The 17,759-nt window shown below is 72.8% G+C and carries 10 protein-coding genes; 1 reads left to right on the plus strand and 9 read right to left on the minus strand.

Annotated features, from left to right (window positions below):
* Window positions 1-44: 44 nt before the first annotated feature.
* The 9 genes from AB0I88_RS00305 to AB0I88_RS00345 all read right to left on the minus strand — a co-directional run bounded on the left by AB0I88_RS00305 (window position 45) and on the right by AB0I88_RS00345 (window position 16,265).
* Window positions 45-275, minus strand: coding sequence for a hypothetical protein (locus tag AB0I88_RS00305; RefSeq protein WP_361016567.1), 231 nt, complete (start codon window positions 273-275; stop codon window positions 45-47).
* Between the two features lie 52 nt (window positions 276-327).
* Window positions 328-2,949, minus strand: coding sequence for a LuxR C-terminal-related transcriptional regulator (locus AB0I88_RS00310; protein WP_361016570.1), 2,622 nt, complete (start codon window positions 2,947-2,949; stop codon window positions 328-330).
* 288 nt (window positions 2,950-3,237) lie between these two features.
* Window positions 3,238-4,491 carry a DUF6596 domain-containing protein gene (locus tag AB0I88_RS00315; protein ID WP_361016573.1) on the minus strand — a complete coding sequence of 418 codons (1,254 nt, stop codon included), beginning with the start codon at window positions 4,489-4,491 and terminating at the stop codon, window positions 3,238-3,240.
* The gene (locus AB0I88_RS00320; RefSeq protein WP_361016576.1) at window positions 4,488-4,868 is read right to left on the minus strand and encodes a YciI family protein; all 381 of its coding nucleotides are present in this window, start codon (window positions 4,866-4,868) and stop codon (window positions 4,488-4,490) included. Before AB0I88_RS00320 ends, AB0I88_RS00315 begins: the two co-directional genes overlap by 4 nt.
* 73 nt (window positions 4,869-4,941) lie before the next feature.
* Window positions 4,942-5,448 (minus strand): MarR family transcriptional regulator, encoded by a 507-nt coding sequence (locus AB0I88_RS00325; protein ID WP_361016579.1) that lies wholly within the window; start codon window positions 5,446-5,448, stop codon window positions 4,942-4,944.
* Between the two features lie 20 nt (window positions 5,449-5,468).
* Window positions 5,469-6,233: a helical backbone metal receptor gene (locus AB0I88_RS00330; protein ID WP_361016582.1), complete on the minus strand. Its 765-nt coding sequence runs from the start codon at window positions 6,231-6,233 to the stop codon at window positions 5,469-5,471.
* The gene (icmF, locus tag AB0I88_RS00335) at window positions 6,230-9,442 is read right to left on the minus strand and encodes a fused isobutyryl-CoA mutase/GTPase IcmF (RefSeq protein WP_361016585.1); all 3,213 of its coding nucleotides are present in this window, start codon (window positions 9,440-9,442) and stop codon (window positions 6,230-6,232) included. The genes AB0I88_RS00330 and icmF overlap by 4 nt, the downstream gene beginning before the upstream one ends.
* A 129-nt stretch (window positions 9,443-9,571) precedes the next feature.
* Window positions 9,572-14,395: an AAA domain-containing protein gene (locus AB0I88_RS00340; RefSeq protein ID WP_361016587.1), complete on the minus strand. Its 4,824-nt coding sequence runs from the start codon at window positions 14,393-14,395 to the stop codon at window positions 9,572-9,574.
* Window positions 14,396-14,423: 28 nt separating this feature from the next.
* On the minus strand, window positions 14,424-16,265 hold the full coding sequence (locus AB0I88_RS00345; RefSeq protein WP_361016590.1) for a polysaccharide biosynthesis protein: 1,842 nt from the start codon (window positions 16,263-16,265) through the stop codon (window positions 14,424-14,426).
* Window positions 16,266-16,376: 111 nt separating this feature from the next.
* On the opposite strand from AB0I88_RS00345, the gene AB0I88_RS00350 reads away from it, so the two are divergent.
* On the plus strand, window positions 16,377-17,756 hold the full coding sequence (locus tag AB0I88_RS00350) for a polysaccharide biosynthesis tyrosine autokinase (protein ID WP_361016593.1): 1,380 nt from the start codon (window positions 16,377-16,379) through the stop codon (window positions 17,754-17,756).
* The last annotated feature ends 3 nt before the right edge of the window (window positions 17,757-17,759 follow it).

Below are 17,759 nucleotides of genomic sequence, written 5' to 3' on the forward strand. Positions count from 1 at the left end.
TCGGCTTCCCGCGCCGGCCACTCCGGATCCCCCGGGCGGCGCGTTCACCGTCGGGGCGGGTCTGCCACGGCGGACGATCGGCGCCTCCTGGACCAGATCACGTAGACGGCGCAGATGCCCAGCATGAGGCCGGCGACGGCGGTCCACGCCCAGCGGGCGAAGGGCTCGTCCGCCATGAAGGCGCGGATGCCGGCCAGAACCGCGAGCACCAGCGGGCCGAGGCCGAACCACTCGGAGTGATCGGAGAAGGTCAGGTCTTTCAGCTCCTGCCGCATGCGGCAAGTCTAGGCAGAGCCATCGACGATCCGCTCCCACCGTGACGCCGGGTCAGAGGATTCCCATGTCCCGTGCGCGTACCACCGCGTCGCTGCGCCGCTCGGCCTGCAGCTTGCGGTAGATCGCTCGCATGTGGGCCTTGACGGTGTTGACGGAGACACCGAGTTCGACGGCGATCTGCGCCGTGGTCAGCATCGTCGGCAGGTAGCGCAGCACCTCCGCCTCCCGCTCGCTGAGGTGTGCGCCCCCATGCGGGGCCGCCGGCGGACGGCCGGCGCCGGGGAGACCGGCGATGAGGTCGGCGGCGGCGGCCGCCTGCTCCGGTTCGAGCAGCCGCAGCCGGTCGAAGAGCCCGGCGAGCCGGGCGTCGAACATGGCGGCGAACGGCCGGCGGATGCCCTCCCGGACCGCCACCCGGACGGCTTCCAGAAGGAGGTCCACCGCCTGGGTCGCGTAGCCGCGCGCGTCCGCCACCAGGGCGCCGACGACGCCGGCCTCGACGATCGCGACCGTCTCCGGGCGGGTGACGGGGCCGTCGGCGAGCAGCTTCTCGGCGCGGCTCAGGTCGCGGCGGGCGAGGGCGGCCCGGGCCAGGCGGACCCGCTGTGCCAGGCCGGAGGGCGTGCCCGGGTAGCGCTGCACGACCCGCTCGGGCAGGCCGACGGCGAGATCGACCTCCGCGCCGAGAAGTGTGAGCCAGTCGTCGAGGGTGGGGACGTACATCCGCGGATGCCGGTCGCGGCGTGCCTGGTCCAGGAGCGTCTGCGCGTGGTGCGGGTTGCCCCGGGCCAGCGCCAGCCGCGCCTGCACGCCGAGCAGGACCAGCCGCTGGGCGGCTTCCCGCTCGGCGTCGTGGGCACGCAGACCGTCGCGCAGCACCTCCTCGGCGGCGTTCAGTTCCTGCCGTTCCAGGTGGACGAGCGCCTGCGCGAAATGGGCGGCGACGGTCTGCACGGTGTAACGCCACGCCCGGCGTTCGGCCAGCTCCCGGGCGCTGCCCGCGAGCCGGGCCGCCTCGCTGACCGAGCCGTGCATCATCTCGAGCAGAGCGAGGTGGCCGGTGGCGTTGATCTGGGCCAGTTCGACGCCGGCCGCGCCCGCGGCTTCGGACGCCGCCCGCAGGTCGGCGGCGCCGCGGTCGATCCGGCCGGTCCAGATCAGGCCGACACCCCTGCTGTTCAGGGCGATGGCCCGGAACTGAAGCACCGCGGTGACGTGGTGGAACGGCGACCGGGCCAGCAGCGCGAGCTGTTCGTCCTCCACCGCGATGACGGCCGGCATGTCGCCGATCGCCCGGTCCGCCGCCACCTGCAGGGCCATCAGCAGCACCTCGATGGGATCACGGACCGCGGCCGGCCGGTCTCGCAGCAGCTCCCGGATCCTGCTGACGCGGGCCGGGATGGCTTCGTAGTCCCCGACGTGGAACAGCAGCAGCGCGTCGCACGCCATCAGGTCCGGTGTGGCGGCCAACTGCTCCCGTGGCACCCGGCGGAGCACCCGGACCAGGGCGGCCCGCTGGAGTGACAGGATCAGCGGGCCGGCCTGCCCGGTGACGAGGCTGCCGACGTACGCCCAGTCCTCGGCGTGGACCGCGTGAGTCACGGCTTCGATCACGGAGTTGTGGGCGGCGTACCAGCGGGCGGCACGGCGGTGCAGTTCGGGCAGGTCCGACGGCGTCTCCAGGCGCAGCCGGTGCGCCAGCATGTCTCGGAGTAGGTGGTGGTAGCGGAACCAGACGGGCTTGGGCCCCAGGCGGGTCACGAAGTCGTTGTTCTGCTCCAGTTCCTCGAGCGTCCACTGCCCGTCGTCGCTCCCGGTGATCGCGTTCGCCAGGCCGGCGCACATCTGCTCGCAGATGCTCGTCTCGAGCAGGAACCGGCGTTGCCGGGGCGGGCATCCGGCGAGGACCTCGTCGGTCAGGTAGGCGTCGACGGCGCGGACGTCACGGGCGAAGTCGGCGACGGAGCGGGTTCCGCCGGCGCCGGCGAGGAACACCGCTCCCAGTCGCAGGCCCAGGGCCCAGCCCTCGGTGCGGCCGACCATCATGGTCACGTCGTCCGGGCCGAGAGCGAGCCCGTGCACAGCGGCGAGTTCCATCGCCTCCTCCATGGTGAAGGCCAGGTCGCCGGCGCGGATCTCGCTGACGAGGTCGGCCGCCCGCAACCGGTGCAACGCCAGCGGGGGCTCGTTTCGGGTGATCAGAATCAGCCGCAGGGGCGGTGGCGGGTGCCGGAGGACGGCGCTCATCTCGTCGAGTACCTGCCGGTCGTCGATGACGTGGAAGTCGTCGATCACCAGCACTGTCCGGTCCGGCAGGTGACTCAGCCCGGCGGCGATCCGCATACCGCGTTCGCGTTCGTCGCGGGGCACCGATCCCATCTGGAGCAGTGGATTGGCCGCGGTCAGGACGCCGGCGCCGTCCAGCGCCGCCACCACGTAGGCCCAGAACGTCTGCGGATCGTTGTCGTACCGGTCCAGGCTCAGCCAGGCGACGGGGAAGGGACTGTTCTTCGCCCAGGTCGAGACCAGCACGGTCTTGCCCCAGCCGGCCCCGGCGCGCACGACGGTCAACGGGTCGCCGGCGGCGCGGTCGAGCAGTTCGAGCAGGCGCGGCCGGTCGACGCCGCCGCGCATCATCAGCGGCAGCGCCGTTTTGGCGACGGACAACCACATCGAAGGATCATCTTCGGAAAGCCGTTTGCCCACGGTGCCACCCGGAACCCGGGCCGATCCGAAACCCTTGGGATGGCTGTTCATCGCCGCACCGACAAGATGGCCACTCATCCGCCCCCAGGATGCACGCCTTCTTCGGTGTGGAAGGCCCGGCGCCAGCGAAACATGAATACGGCTCGGCGGCAACCTAGGACCGGCAATGTCACCACCCGGCTGATCCGTATCGGACTTTAGGGCTGCTGTGAAGGGCCAACCGACCTGGCCGGTACCCGGACGGTGTTCCCGCGGTCACACGCCGCTGTGTTCGGCCGGCCGCTGGTCACGGCGGCGAGTGAGGTAGTCACGCTGCGCGGGGGTGCCGGCCAGCTCGATGGCCCGGTCGTAGGCGGCCCGGGCCTCGCCGGCCCGCCCGAGACGCCGCAGCAGGTCGGCGCGCGTCGCGTGGAAGGCGTGGTAGCCGTCGAGAGCCTCGGTGAGACGGTCCACCTCGTCGAGCCCGGCTCGCGGACCGTCGACCTCGGCGACCGCGACCGCCCGGTTGAGCCGCACGACCGGCGACGGGTCGAGGACCGTCAGCCGGTTGTAGAGGGCGACGATCACCGGCCAGTTCGTCTCCTCGACCGACGGCGCCTCGGAGTGGATCGCGTTGATCGCGGCCAGCAGCTGGTAGCGCCCGGCCGGACCGGCGCCGGCCGCCACCGCGTCGATCCGCTCCCGCACCAGGGCCCGGCCTTCGGCGACGAGGGCCCGGTCCCAGGCGCTCCGGTCCTGCTCGCCGAGGGGCACCAGCTCCCCGGTACGGGACACGCGCGCCGGCCGCCGGGCATCGGTGAGCAGCATCAGGGCGAGCAGCCCGGCCACCTCGCCGTCGTCCGGGAGCAGGGTCCGCAGCAGACGGCCGAGGTGGATGGCCTGGTCGGTGAGGTCCACGCGTACCAGATCGTCGCCGTCACCGGCCAGATAGCCCTCGTTGAAGATGAGATAGACGACCGCGAGCACTCCGGCCAGCCGCTCCCGGATGTCGCCGGACGAAGGCACCCGGTACGGGATGCGCGCCGCCTTGATCTTCGCCTTGGCCCGGGTGATGCGGCGGGCCATCGCGGCCTCCTGCACCAGGAACGCGCGGGCGATGTCGGCGACGGTGAGCCCGCCGAGCAGGCGCAGAGTGAGCGCCACCCGCGCCTCCATGGCCAGCGCCGGATGGCAGCAGGTGAAGATCAGCCGGAGCCGGTCGTCCTCGACCGGTCCGGCCGGCCCGGCGGGGGTGTCGTCGTACACGATGCGGGCCGCCTCATGTTTGGCGTCGCGTTGCGACTCGCGGCGCAACCAGTCGATCGCCTTGCGGGCCGCCGTGGTGGTCAGCCAACCGCCCGGGTTGGGTGGCACACCGTCGCGCGGCCATCGTTGCGCGGCCGCCGCGAACGCCTCGGCGGTCGCGTCCTCGGCGACGCTCAGGTCACCGAACCGGCGCGTGAGACCGGCGACGACCCGCGCCCACTCCTCGCGGTGGGCGTGGGTGATCGCCTCCCCGGCCGGATTCACCTGGCCGGGGCGCCGTCACCGCGGGCCACACCGGGACCGCGGAATCGGTGCACCTCCTGCGGCCAGTCGAGCGCGGTCGCGAGCCGTCCGGCCCAGTAGCGGGCCGCCTCGTCGTCGGGAACGTCCACCACGGCGAAGCCGCCGAGGTGCTCCTTGGTCTCCACGTACGGCCCGTCGGTGAAGACGGCCTGGCCGTCGACCGCCTCGACGCCGCACACCGCGGTGGACCGGTCGAGCCCGCCGTTGCTGAAGACCAGCACGTCCGCCGCCAGCATGTCGTCGATCACCACCCGCGCGGCCTCGGCCTTCTCGGCGATCTGCTCCGGCGTGTGCTCCGGCACCCACTCGTCGTTGAAGGTGATCAGGTACTCCGGCATGTCGTCTCCTCGTGTTCCGTGCGGTCCTCGCATTGTCTCCACGAACGGCCACCCCGGATCGGACACCTCGCCGTCAGAAATCTCCGGCGTCGCGGCGCAGCTCGGTGAGGATGCCGACCAGGCCGGTGACCCCGGACGGCGGGATGCCGGGCGCCTCGAACACCTCGGCGTTGAGGTCCTTGGTCGCGGCCAGCGCCAGCTCACGGCCCGCGCCGAGCAGTTCGACCAGGATGGCACGCCGGTCGGCCGGGTGCGCCGAGCGGCGGACCAGGCCGGCCGCCTCCAGCCGGTCGACGGCGTTGGTCACGCTCGTCGGGTGCACCTGCAACCGCTGACCGATCCTGCCCATCGGCAGGGAGCCCGCACGGCTGAAGAACAGCAGCATGAGCACCTCGTACCGGGCGAAGGTGACGCCGTAGCGGCGCAGCACCGCCTCGACCCGGCCCAGCGCGATCTGCTGGGCGCGCATCAGCGACGTCACGGCGGCCATGCCGTCCGCGGCCGACTCCCACCCGTGCTCGATCCACAGCCGACGCGCCTCGGCGATGGGATCCAGTGGTTCTCGGTCAGGATGGGGCACGCGCTGATCGTCATGTGGGGTCATCCGGCGGCCGGCCGTCCGGTCATGCCGGCCAGCTCACCACGGGCGGTGGCCAGCGACGGGCCGTACCAGGTCAGCAGACGGCCCGGGACGAGCACCGCCGGGGTCCCGGGGAACGCCTCGGGGCCGTCGTCCGGGCCGAAGGCGTACGGCTCGTCGGGCAACAGCACCAGATCGGGGCGGGCCGCGTGGATGTCCGCGAGGTCGACGTGGGGATACCGTTCGCCGCCCGTACCGAAGATGTTGTCGAGACCGAGCCGGGACAGCAGGTCGCCGGTGAACGTGCGGGCGCCGACGACCATCCACGGGTCCCGCCAGATCGGCACGGCCACCTTCCGGCGCGGGCCGGGCGCAGGCCGCCGCCACCGGTCGGCCGCGGTCCGCAGCCAGTCGGGCTCACCGACGGCGAGCACCTCGGCGAACAATCGCCGCATCGAGCGCAGGGCCTCGTCGACCGACTCGATCACCGTCACCCAGACCGGTACGCCGGACGCGCGCAGCCGTTCCACATCGAGCCGCCGGTTCTCCTCCTGGTTGGCCACCACCAGGTCGGGCCGCAACGCCGCGATCGCCGCCCGGTCCGGGTTCTTGGTGCCGCGGACCCGCGGCAGGTCCAGGCCGGCGACGTGGGTGCACCAGTCGGTGACCCCCGCCAGCCGCTCCGGCACGGTGACGGCGAGCGCCTCGCTGAGTGACGGCACCAGCGACACGATCCGCCGGGGTGGCGTGTCCAGGGGCACCGGGTGGCCGAGGTCGTCTTTCACACGTTGCGCCGGTACTGGCCGCCGACGGTGAAGAAGGCGTCGCTGATCTGGCCGAGCGAGCAGTGCCGGACCGCCTCCATCAGCTCGCCGAACACGTTGCCGCCGGACATCGCCACCTGCTGGAGGCGGGCCAGCGCGGCCGGCGCCTCGGTGGCGTGGCGGGCGTGGAAGTCGGCCAGCCGCCTCAGCTGGGACCGCTTCTCCTCCTCGGTGGCCCGGGCCAGGTCGACGGTCTGCGGCGGGGTCTGGTCGCGGTTCGGGTCGAGGAACGTGTTGACGCCGATCAGGGGCAACGTGCCGTCGTGCTTGCGGTGCTCGTACAGCATCGACTCGTCCTGGATGCGGCCGCGCTGGTAGCCGGTCTCCATGGCGCCCAGCACACCACCGCGGTCGGCGATGCGCTCGAACTCGGCGAGCACCGCCTCCTCCACCAGGTCGGTCAGCTCGTCGATGATGTAGGAGCCCTGCAGCGGGTTCTCGTTGCCGGCCAGGCCCCACTCCCGGTCGATGATCATCTGGATGGCCAGGGCACGCCGGACGGACTGTTCGGTGGGGGTGGTGACGGCTTCGTCGTACGCGTTGGTGTGCAGGCTGTTGGCGTTGTCGTAGATGGCGCAGAGCGCTTGCAGGGTGGTCCGGATGTCGTTGAAGTCCATCTCCTGCGCGTGCAGCGAGCGGCCGGAGGTCTGCACGTGGTATTTGAGTTTCTGCGACCGCTCCCCCGCGCCGTACCGGTCGCGCATCGCCACCGCCCAGATCCGGCGGGCGACCCGGCCGATCACCGAGTACTCGGCGTCCATGCCGTTGGAGAAGAAGAACGACAGGTTCGGCGCGAAGTCGTCGATCCGCATGCCCCGGGCCAGGTAGGACTCGACGTAGGTGAACCCGTTCGCGAGGGTGAAGGCGAGCTGGCTGATCGGGTTCGCCCCGGCCTCGGCGATGTGGTAGCCGCTGATCGACACCGAGTAGAAGTTGCGGACCCCGTGGTCGATGAACCACTGCTGGATGTCGCCCATGCAGCGCAACGCGAACTCGGTGGAGAAGATGCAGGTGTTCTGGCCCTGGTCCTCCTTGAGGATGTCGGCCTGCACGGTGCCCCGCACGGTCGCCAGCGTCCGTGCGACGACCTGCTCGCGCGGCTCTCCCGGGGCCGCGGCGATCTGCTGGTCGATGGCGGTGTTCAGGAACATGGCCAGGATCGCCGGGGCCGGGCCGTTGATGGTCATCGACACCGAGGTCGTCGGCGAGCAGAGGTCGAACCCGTCGTACAGCGCCTTCATGTCGTCGAGGGTGGCGATCGAGACGCCGGAGGTGCCGACCTTGCCGTAGATGTCGGGGCGCGGGTCCGGGTCGCGGCCGTAGAGGGTCACCGAGTCGAACGCGGTCGACAGGCGGGTCGCGTCACCGCCCCGGCTCAGCAGCTTGAACCGCCGGTTGGTACGGAACGCGTCGCCCTCGCCCGCGAACATCCGGGCCGGCGCCTCGCCCTCGCGTTTGAACGGGAAGACGCCGGCGGTGAACGGGAAGAACCCGGGCAGGTTCTCCCGGCGCAGGAAGGACAGCAGTTCGGCGTCGTCGCGGGTGCGGGGCAGCGCCACCCGGCGAACCGTCGATCCGGACAGGGTCCTGCGGGTCAGCGGCGTACGGATCTCGCGATCGCGGACGCGGTAGACGTATTCGTCGCCGGAGTAGTCGGCGACCCGCGCCGGCCACCGCTCCAGCAGGTCACGGGCGTCCGGCAGCAGCTCGCCGTCGGCGGCGGCCGCCAGGTCCCGCACGCGCGCCGCCGCCGGCTCGTCACCGTCGCCGTCGAGCAGGTCCGCGGTGAGCAGCAGCGCCTGCCGCCGGCGGGCGATGCCGGCCTGCTCGCCGGTGGTGTGGTGGTAGCCGCGGACGGCGTCGGCGATGTCGGCGAGGTACCGCGACCGGGCGGCCGGCACCACGCTGGTCAGGCCGGACGAGGCACGGACCTCGACGGCCGGCAGTGTCCCCGCGCCGGCGGGCAGGCCCTTCGCCGTGAGCAGTTCGCGCAGCCGCTGGTAGAGGGCGGTGACGCCGTCGTCGTTGAAGCGGGCGGCGCTGGTGCCGAACACCGGCATCTCCTGCCAGGCCACGCCGAACGCCTCACGGTTGCGCACCAGCTGGCGGGCCACGTCGCGGCGGGCGTCCTCGGCGCCGCGCCGCTCGTACTTGTTGATCGCGACGACGTCGGCGAAGTCCAGCATGTCGATCTTCTCGAGCTGGGAGGCGGCGCCGAACTCGGGCGTCATCACGTACAGCGACACGTCGGCGACCGGAACGATCCCGGCGTCGCCCTGTCCGATGCCGGGCGTCTCCACGATCACCAGGTCGAAGCCGGCCGCCTTGACCGCGGTCAGGATGTCGTCGAGCCGCTCCGGCAGTTGCGCGCCGGCGCCGCGGGTGGCCAGCGAGCGGAAGAACGTGCGGCTGCCGCCGAGCCCGCTCTCCAGTGCGTTCATCCGGATCCGGTCGCCGAGCAGCGCGCCGCCGCCACGCCGCCGGGTCGGGTCGATCGCCAGGACGGCGATGCGCAGCTTGTCCTCCTGGTCCAGGCGGAACCGGCGCACCAGCTCGTCGGTGAGCGACGACTTGCCCGAGCCGCCGGTGCCGGTGATGCCCAGGACCGGCACGGTGCGGCCGGCCGCGATCTCGCGCAGCCGGGCGGCCGCCGCCGGTGACCGGCCGGCCTCCAGCACCGTGATCGTCCGGGCCAGTGCCGCCAGGTCGCCGGACAGCACCGCCTCGACATCCGGTTCCGCCGCCGCGAGGTCGATGTCGCAGGCCTCGATCAGCTGATTGATCATGCCGGGGAGGCCGAGCCGCTGGCCGTCCTCCGGCGAGAAGATCCGGACGCCGAGCTCGCGCAGCGCGGCGATCTCCTCCGGCACGATCACGCCGCCGCCGCCACCGAACACCTGGACGTGCCCGGCGCCCGCCGCGGCGAGCCGCTGCACCAGGTACGTGAAGTACTCGACGTGGCCACCCTGGTAGGACGAGATCGCCACGCCCTGCACGTCCTCCTCGACGGCGGCGCGCACGACCGCGTCGACGCTGCGGTCGTGGCCCAGGTGGACGACTTCGGCGCCCTGTGCCTGGAGCAGCCTGCGCATCACGTTGATCGCCGCGTCGTGCCCGTCGAACAGGCTCGCCGCCGTGACGAAACGGACCGGATGGGTGGGGACATGCATGTCTGCACCTGGCTTTCCCTGCCGCCCGGACCGGCGAACAGATACTAGGACGTCCGACTATCGTAGGTTCGAATACCAGGATGCCCAAGTGTGCGGGCCTCTCCGTGGCGCCGGCCGGCGGACCTCAGGTCACGAGCGGGCGGGGGCGACGGCCGCACGGCTCGCCGCGGGCGCCTCGACCGGGCCGGTGCGGCCCCGGCGTGACGCGGCGGCCTGTTCCAGGGCCGTCATGAGGCGGGCCTCCTCACCGGCCCGGTCGCGGTACCAGGCCAGTGCCCATGCCCGGTGCAGCCGCCAGCCCAAGCCGCGAAGCACCTGGTCGTACAGGCGGTCCCGGTCGCGGGCGGCCGGGCAGTCGCGGTAGCCGGGCCCGTCGCAGCGCACCCCGAGCAGGTAGTCGCCCGCCGGGTCGTCCGGGTGCCGGATCGCGATGTCGATGCGCCCGCCCGCGGTGCCGAGGCCGGCGGTCGCCGGATATCCCCAGCCCCGCACGCTCTCCAGCACCGAGTTGACGAACTCGCTGGTCCCGTCCACCCGGTCCAGGTCGGCGCCGCCCGCGTCGTGTTCCACGTAGTCGAGGTAGGCGGCGAGTTGCCGGACGCCCTCGTTCTCGGACTCGGGCACGTCCCGGGAGAGGATCGAGGTCACGATCTCCACCCGGTGGCGGGCCCGGGTGATCGCCACGTTCAGCCGCCGCCACCCGTTGGGCCGGTTCAGCGCGCCGAAGTTGGCGCTGATGCGCCCGGCCTCGTCGTACCCGTACCCGATGGAGAAGATCATGACGTCGCGTTCGTCGCCCTGCACCGACTCCAGGCTCTTGACGAAGAAGCCGTGCAGCCGGACGTCGGTCACCGCGCGGTCCTGGTCGGGGCGGCCCGCCGAGATCCGCGTCAAGGCGCGTTCGATCGCCTCTGCCTGCGCGACCGAGAACGTGACCACGCCCAGCGTCTGCTCGGGGCGGGTGGTGAAGTGGTGCACGATCCGTTCCGCGACGCGTTCGGCCTCGACCGGGTTGTCCCGGCTGGTCGCGCGGCGGTAGACGCCGGCGACCGGGAACAGTTCGACGCCGGTGTCCGGCCCGCCGATGGCGGGCGCCGGGAAAGTGCTCAGGCGCCCCTGATAGAAGGCGTCGTTGGCGAACGCGACGAGAGCCGGATGCCGGCTGCGGTAGTGCCACGTCAGGCTCAGGCCGGGGAACGCGCCGCAGGCTTTGGCCAGTTCCAGGACGGACTGGTAGTCGAGCACCTCGGTGTCCTGGTCGACGGCGGTGAAGGAACGGTCGAAGAAGGACGTCGGCGGCAACTGGCGGTCGTCACCGGCGATGATCAGGGACCGGCCGCGGTAGATGCAGTTGACCGCCTCGGCCGGGGTGACCTGGGAGGCCTCGTCGAAGATGACCGCGTCGAAGTCGATGTCGGCCGGGAGCGACTGGCTCACCGTCAGCGGGGAGGCCAGGACGCAGGGGCGCAGGGCGAGGACGGCGTCGCGGGCGAGGGCGAGCAGTTCGCGTACCGGGAGTTGCCGTTCGGCCTTCATGGCCTCGCGCCGCAGCAACTGCGCGGCCGTGCTGTCGGCCGGCGGCCGCCGGGCCTCGACCGCGGCGATGATGTCGCGGGCCGCGACGGCCGCGAGTTTCTCGTCGGCCTGCCGGAACTCGGCGACGAGCCGGTCGCGGTCGCTGCCGCGCCAGGGCCGCAGCCGGTCGTCGGCGCGGGCCACCGCGTCCACCCATCCGTGCAGCAGCGCCCGTTCCAGGACCGCGGGCACCATCGCGCTGCTCAGGTTCTGGTCGGCGCAGAACTCGACGGCGGCGTCGAGCCCGTGGAAGGCGAGCACGTCGCGGGCCTCCAGGCAGGCGAACCACTCCTCCTGGCCGCTGCTGTCGTCGCGGATGTCACGCAGCAGCGCCGCCGCGAGCCGGTAGTCGGCGAAGCGGGCGCGCAGGTCTTCCTGCCGGGCCGGGCCGAATCCGTCGAGGACGGCCCGGCTCGCCTCCTGCCATTCGCGGGCGCGTTCGGCGAGCGCGGGGACCGGCCGCAGCTCCCGCAGGGCGGTGACCTGCGCCGGGGTGAGCGGTCCACCGGCGATCTCCCGGGCGGTCGCGGCCCAGGCGATGGCCGCGGCGAGGGCCGCGGGTTCGGCTTCGGGCAGTTCCCCGGTACGCGCGCCGAGCGCCGCCGCGGCCTGTTGCGCCGTGGCACGCAACTCCCCCAGGCGTACGGTCTCCGCGTAGTCCAGATGCCGCCCGGTCACGAAGTCGTGGGCCCGAACGGTCTCCGCCGCCGCTTGCAGGGCCTCGCTGTGCCGCTGGAGCCAGGTGATCGCGTCGTCGATGGGCCCGGTCACGAGGTCCGGCCGCGCCGCCGGGTAGGGCGCCGGCCGTAGGGTGGCCTGCCAGCGCAGCAGCGCGTCGCGGGCCTCGGTGACCACCTGGATCGGCACGGGGTCGGGCGCGGGCGCGCAGAGGTAGCCGACGACCGCTTCGAGGGCGCTGGGCGGGGCGACGGCGAGCGCCGACGAGGCGACCGCGATGGCCTCGTCGAGGGCCGCGAAGTCGGTGCCGCGGCCCTGCCAGTACCGGCCGAGCGCGGTGGCGTAGGAGTGTTCGGCGGCCGCGAGCTCCTGGAGCGCCCGTTTCCAGGCGACGGCCGTGCCGATGCGGGAGATCGCGACCCCGAGGTGCGCGTTGGGCAGCACGAACCCGGCGACCTGCCGCTTGTCCTGCCGGTACGCCCCGAACAGTTTCCGGAATCCGCGGTGCACGTGGGTGAACCGTTCGGCCAGTTCCTCGATCGGCTGGGCCAGGATGGCCTCGGAGAAGTAGGGCCGGGCCTGGATCTCCGCCGCGACGAGGGTCTCCAGGGCCCGGCGCAGCGTGCTCGCCCCGGTCTGCACGGCCGCGAGCGCCCCGGCCCGGAACCAGAACCGTTCCGGTTTGTGTTTGCGGGTGCCCAGTTCGACGACGGCGGCGACACCGGCGATGTCGCGGCAGGTGGCGACCGGGGGCAGGCCGAGCCGGGCGGTGATCCGGTCGACGGCACGGCGGTGTTTCTCGAGCTGTTCGGCGGCCCGGGTGAAGGAGAGGGCCAGTTCGTCGGCGTCGGCGGCGGTCAGCGCGCCGAGGTCGACCGGCGCGGCGAGCCCGTCCAGGGCGGGGACGGGTGGCAGGTCGGCGGGGTCGGGCAGCACGTTCCAGGGCACTCCGGCGCGCTGTTTGACCGCTTCGGCGGCCTGGGTGGCGGCGGCCAGCACTTCGCCGCGCCGGTCGGCGGCCTCGCGGACCGGGTCCAGGTCGGCGGCGGTGAGCCAGTCGTCGGCGACCTGTTCGGGCCGGGCGCCCGCGTGCTCGGCGAGCCGGGCCAGGGTGGGCGCGTCGGACGGCCGGCGCAGCCCGAACGCGCCGGCGGCCCGGTCGGCCGCGCGGGCGGTACGCGCGAGCGCGGCGAGGGCCTTCTCGGCACGGCTCAGGGCCGGGTCGAGCGGTTCCCGGGTGGTCACGTCGCGCCACAGCAGGGCGTCGCCGCCGGACATCGCCCGCCAGGTGCGGGCCAGCTGGTCGGTGGCTTTGCGGATGCGGTGCATCACGTCGGGGGTGAGGGTGTCGGGGGCGATGGCGGGTGCCGGCGCGGCCGGCACCTTCGCGAGCCCGGCGCAGCGGCCGATGATCTCGTGGAGTCCGGCGCCGAGCGGCCGGCGGGTCTCGTTCATGGCGTACGCGTACGCGGTCAGCCGTTCGCGGCGTTCACGCAGCGCGTCCCGGTCCATCGCCGGGCCGGGACCGGGCGGTTCGGGTGCCTCGTCGACGGCGGCGGCCAGCAGGGTGGCGACCTCGCGGCGGCCGGCTTTCTGACCGTGCAGTTCCAGCAGGTAACGGTCCAGCCCGGATTCGGCGAGCCGGTTGCGCACCACGTCGAGGGCGGCGACCTTCTCGGAGACGAACAGGACCCGTTTCCCGGCGTGCAGCAGGGCGCCGATCATGTTGGCGACGGTCTGCGACTTGCCGGTGCCGGGCGGCCCGTCCATGACGAAGCTGTGCCCGGCCAGGGCTGCGGCGACGCAGGCCCGCTGGGACGAGTCGGCGTCCAGCACGAGCGGCACGTCCTCGGGTGGCGCGATCCGGTCGGCGTCCTCGGGCCTGATCGGCGTGAACCGGAACCGGTCGGTCTGCCGCTGGGGGCCGGTGGTGGCGAGGGCACGGATCGCCGGATGGGCGAGGATGCGCTGCTCGTTGTCCTCCAGGTCCCGGTAGATCGCCTCCTTGTGGAAGGTGAGGCAGGTCAGGATCACCGACCGTTCGACGTGCCAGCCGTGCCGGCGGGCCACGGTGTCGGTGACCTCGTCCCAGAACCGGGAGACGCGCAGTTCGGCACCGGGGTCCGGCGCGGGCACGGTGATGCCGGCGCGCCGCAGCCGCAGGACGAGAGCCGGGTTGAGCACGGGGTCGGCGTCGGCCAGCCGCAGTCCGGGGTTCCCGCCCTGCTCGCCCGCGACGAGTTCGGCGGGCAGCAGCAGCAGCGGGCTGGCGGAGCCGGGGGCCTCGACGTCGGCGTCCTCGTCGTCGGCGGCGAGCCGCCAGTGCAGCAGCCCGAGCGCGAGGTGCAGCACGGCCACGCCACGGTCGAGGTTCTCCTGCTGGGCGCGGCGCATCATCCGGCGCAGCGACGGCCCGAGGAGGCGCCCCGGCAGTTCGGCACGCAGCGCCACGACGTCCCGGCCGGTGCCGTCGTCGGATCCGGCCAGCGTGCACAGCCCGCCGCGGGTCAGCGTGGCGACCACCTCGTCGGCGTCCGGCGAGGTGAATTCCACGGCGTCGCCGTTGCCGTCGACGAAGTTGATCAGGCGGTTGTTGTCGCCGAGGTCGATCAGGCTGTCGCGCCAGGCCCGCAGCGCCGCGTGGACGCCCGCTCGGGCCGGCCTCGGCTCGGACCGGTCGTCGTCTTGCCTGGATGCCATGTACCCGATTGCAGCAGTGTCAGGGCTTTCACGCGGGAGAATTAGATTCTTCGTGTTTGTCGGTTTCACTTTTCTCGGTCCCGGGTGGTCCGGGATCGGGCAGCACGCACGTCTCGGCCAGGTGGGCGATCAGGATCGCGGGGTCGGCGCCGGACGGGAACGGCACGATGCGGGCCGGGTCGACCGGCGGCACCCGCACGTGGGAGATCAGCGGGTGGAACGGCCGCCGCCCGGTCTCACCGGCGCCGAAGAGTGTCTCGTTCAGCTTCTCCCCGGAGCGCAGCCCGGTGTAGACGACCGGGGTCGAGGTGTGGGACAGGGCGACCATCTGCCGCGCCACCTCGGCGATCCGCACCGGGTCGCCCATCTCCAGGACCAGGGCCTCGCCGCCCGTGCCGATCGCCGCGGCCTGGATCACCAGGTGCACGGCCTCCTGCATGGTCATGAAGTAGCGGGTGACCTCCGGGTGGGTGACGGTGACCGGGCCGCCGTCGGCGATCTGGGTGCTGAACGTGGTGAACACCGATCCGCGGCTGCCCAGCACGTTGCCGAAGCGGACGCTCAGGAACGTGCCACCGCTGCGCCGGGCCGTCCACGCGGTGAGGCGCTCGGTGATCCGTTTCGAGTAGCCGAGCACGCTGGACGGATCGGCTGCCTTGTCGGTGGAGATGTTGACGAACCGCTCGACCGACGACGCGGCCTCGGCGGCCTCCAGGACGTTCAGCGTCCCCAGCACGTTGGTCTTCATCGCCTCGGCCGGGTAGCGCTGCAACAGCGCCAGGTGCTTGAGGGCGGCCGCGTGGAACACCACCTGGGGCCGCCGCGTGCCGAAGATTTCCCGCATCCGCCCGGCGTCGCGGACGTCGGCCAGGATCACCGACGGGTCGTCCAGCCGGGCCTGCGCGTCGATCGACAACTGGGTGGCCAGCAGTGACGACTCGTCGCGGTCCAGCATCAGCAGCTCGGCCGGGCGGAAGTGATGGATCTGCCGGCACAGCTCGGATCCGATCGACCCGCCGGCCCCGGTCACCAGGACCCGTTTGCCGGTCAGGTAGCCGGCGATCGCGGTCAGGTCGGTGTCGATCTGGTGGCGGCCGAGCAGGTCGGCGACCTGCACCTCGCGGACGTCGCCGACGCGTACCGGCTGGTCCATCAGCTCGCTGACCGACGGCACCACCTTGAAGGCGGCGCCGGCCTCCAGCGTACGGTCGCGGACCTCGCGCACCAGGGCGGCGTCCGCGTTGGCCACCGCGAAGATCAGCGTCCCGGCGCCGGTGCCGGTGAGCGCCCGCGCGATGTCGTCGCGGCCGCCCAGGACCGGCACGCCGTGCAGGCGCAGCCGCCGTTTGCCGGGGTCGTCGTCGATCATGCCGACCGGCAGGTAGCGGCCCTTCGGATCGTGCAGCATCGACTGCAGGAGCAGGTCGGCGGCCCGGCCCGCGCCGAACAGGAGCACCGGGGCGGCGGTGCGGCGGTCCGGGCGCAGGCGGTGGGCCAGCAGCAGCCGGCACAGGTAGCGGGCGGCCATCATCAGGGTCAGCGCGACCGCCCCGCCGACGGCGGGCACCCCGACCGGCACCAGCGGACGGGCCAGCAACATGCCGGCGGTGAGGAGCAACGAGACCGCGAGGCTGGTGGTGGCGACCGCGTGCACCTCCTCGAAGCTGGCGAAGCGGTAGCGGCCCCGGTAGAGCCGCCGGGTGTGGCCGACCGCCGCCTGCAGGGCGATGGCCAGCGCGATGGCGGCCAGGGTGCCGGCGAGGCGGTGGTGGACGGGGGCGAAGTCGTAACGGGCGTGGACGGCTACGAGCAGGCCGGCCACCCAGGCGGCGCTGTCCACGAGCAGCGGCAGCAGGCGAGCGCCCCTCATATTCCTGAGTATCGAGCACTCAATGGCTATTAATGAGTACTTTTCTGATCTGGGGGATTCGCGTGAGGTATAGCCCTATCCTGGCGATCAGCCTCGACACGAGGAGTCTGGGTGGGACTGCGCGAATACCTCAGTGTCGCCAGACGGCACCGGTGGTTGCTGGCCGCTTCGGTGGCGCTCGCGCTCGCCGTGGCCCTCCTCGTCAACCTCTACGCCACCCCGGTGTACGCGGCACGGGTCACGTTCTTCTTCGCCACCCCGATCTCCGGCGCCGCCGACCTCTACCCGGCCGCCATGTTCAACACCAGCCGCCTGGCCACCTACGTCGAGTTGCTGACCAGCGACGAGATCGCCGGCCCACTCGCCGGAACGCCCGGCATCGACCTGGACGAGGAGGAGGTCCGTGAGGCGATCTCCGCCGAGATCGTGCCGGACACCGTGATGATGGAGGTGGCCGTGGAGGACCTGGACCGCAACCGGGCGATGCTGCTGCTCACCCGGATCACGGCACGGTTCGTCAGCGCGATCGAGGAACTCGAACGGCCGGAGCCGGGCAAAGCGTCGCTGGTCAAGGTCACGGTCGTCGACGGGCCCGCCCTGGACGAGGACCCAGTCCATCCGGACCCGGTGAACAACTTCGCTCTCGCCCTGGTGGCCGGGCTGGTGGCCGGCGCGATCGCCTCGGTCGGCCGGGAGGTCGCCGATCAGACGGTCCGCACCGAGGAGGTGCTCCACACGCTCACCTCGGCGCCGGTGCTGGCCCGGGTGCCACTGGACCCGGGCGGCCCGATCGTCTCGCCGAGCGGCTCGGCGCGCACCGAGGCGCTGCGTGAGGTCCGCACACAGGTGCAGTGCGCCGCCGCCGCGCGTTCGGTGAAGACCCTGGCGGTGACCAGCGCGGTCCCGGGCGAGGGCCGGTCGGCCACCGCCTGCGGGCTGGCCCTGCTGTTCGCCGAGGCCGGGCAGCGGGTCCTCGTCGTCGACGCCGAGCTGCGCCATCCGCGGCTGGCCGCGTTCCTGGGCCGGGAGGACTCGGCCGGCCTGAGCACGGTCCTGGACGGCACCGCCCCGCTGGAGCAGGTGCTCCAGCCGTGGGGGGCGGGGCTGTGGCTGCTGGCCAGCGGGCGGACCCCGCCGAACCCGAGCGAACTGCTGAGTTCGCCCCGGATGACCGAGCTGGTCGACGAGGTCCGCAAGCGGTTCGACGTGGTCATCTTCGACTGCCCGCCGCTGCTGCCGGTCACCGACGCCGCCGTGGTCGCCGCCCGCACCGACGGCACGTTGCTCGTCGTGCGTGCCCGCCGCACGACGCAGACGCAGGTCACCGCCGCCGTACGGGCGCTGCACGCGGTCAACGCCACGCTGCTGGGCTGCGTGCTGAACATGGTCGCCCGCAAGGGCCCGGACGCGGTGCCGAACTACGACACGTACCTCACCGCCCGGAAGCCGCCACAGCACGGCCCGGGCGGCTGGAAGATGCAGGCGGCCTGATGC

This window comes from Actinoplanes sp. NPDC049802 (genome assembly GCF_040656595.1).
Taxonomy (GTDB): Bacteria; Actinomycetota; Actinomycetes; order Mycobacteriales; family Micromonosporaceae; genus Actinoplanes.

Coding starts and splice junctions, on each gene's coding strand:
- AB0I88_RS00305 (WP_361016567.1), bottom strand. CDS start 275: ATGCGGCAGGAGCTGAAAGACCTGACCTTCTCCGATCACTCCGAGTGG.
- AB0I88_RS00310 (WP_361016570.1), bottom strand. CDS start 2,949: ATGTGGTTGTCCGTCGCCAAAACGGCGCTGCCGCTGATGATGCGCGGC.
- AB0I88_RS00320 (WP_361016576.1), bottom strand. CDS start 4,868: ATGCCGGAGTACCTGATCACCTTCAACGACGAGTGGGTGCCGGAGCAC.
- icmF (WP_361016585.1), bottom strand. CDS start 9,442: ATGCATGTCCCCACCCATCCGGTCCGTTTCGTCACGGCGGCGAGCCTG.
- AB0I88_RS00340 (WP_361016587.1), bottom strand. CDS start 14,395: ATGGCATCCAGGCAAGACGACGACCGGTCCGAGCCGAGGCCGGCCCGA.
- AB0I88_RS00345 (WP_361016590.1), bottom strand. CDS start 16,265: ATGAGGGGCGCTCGCCTGCTGCCGCTGCTCGTGGACAGCGCCGCCTGG.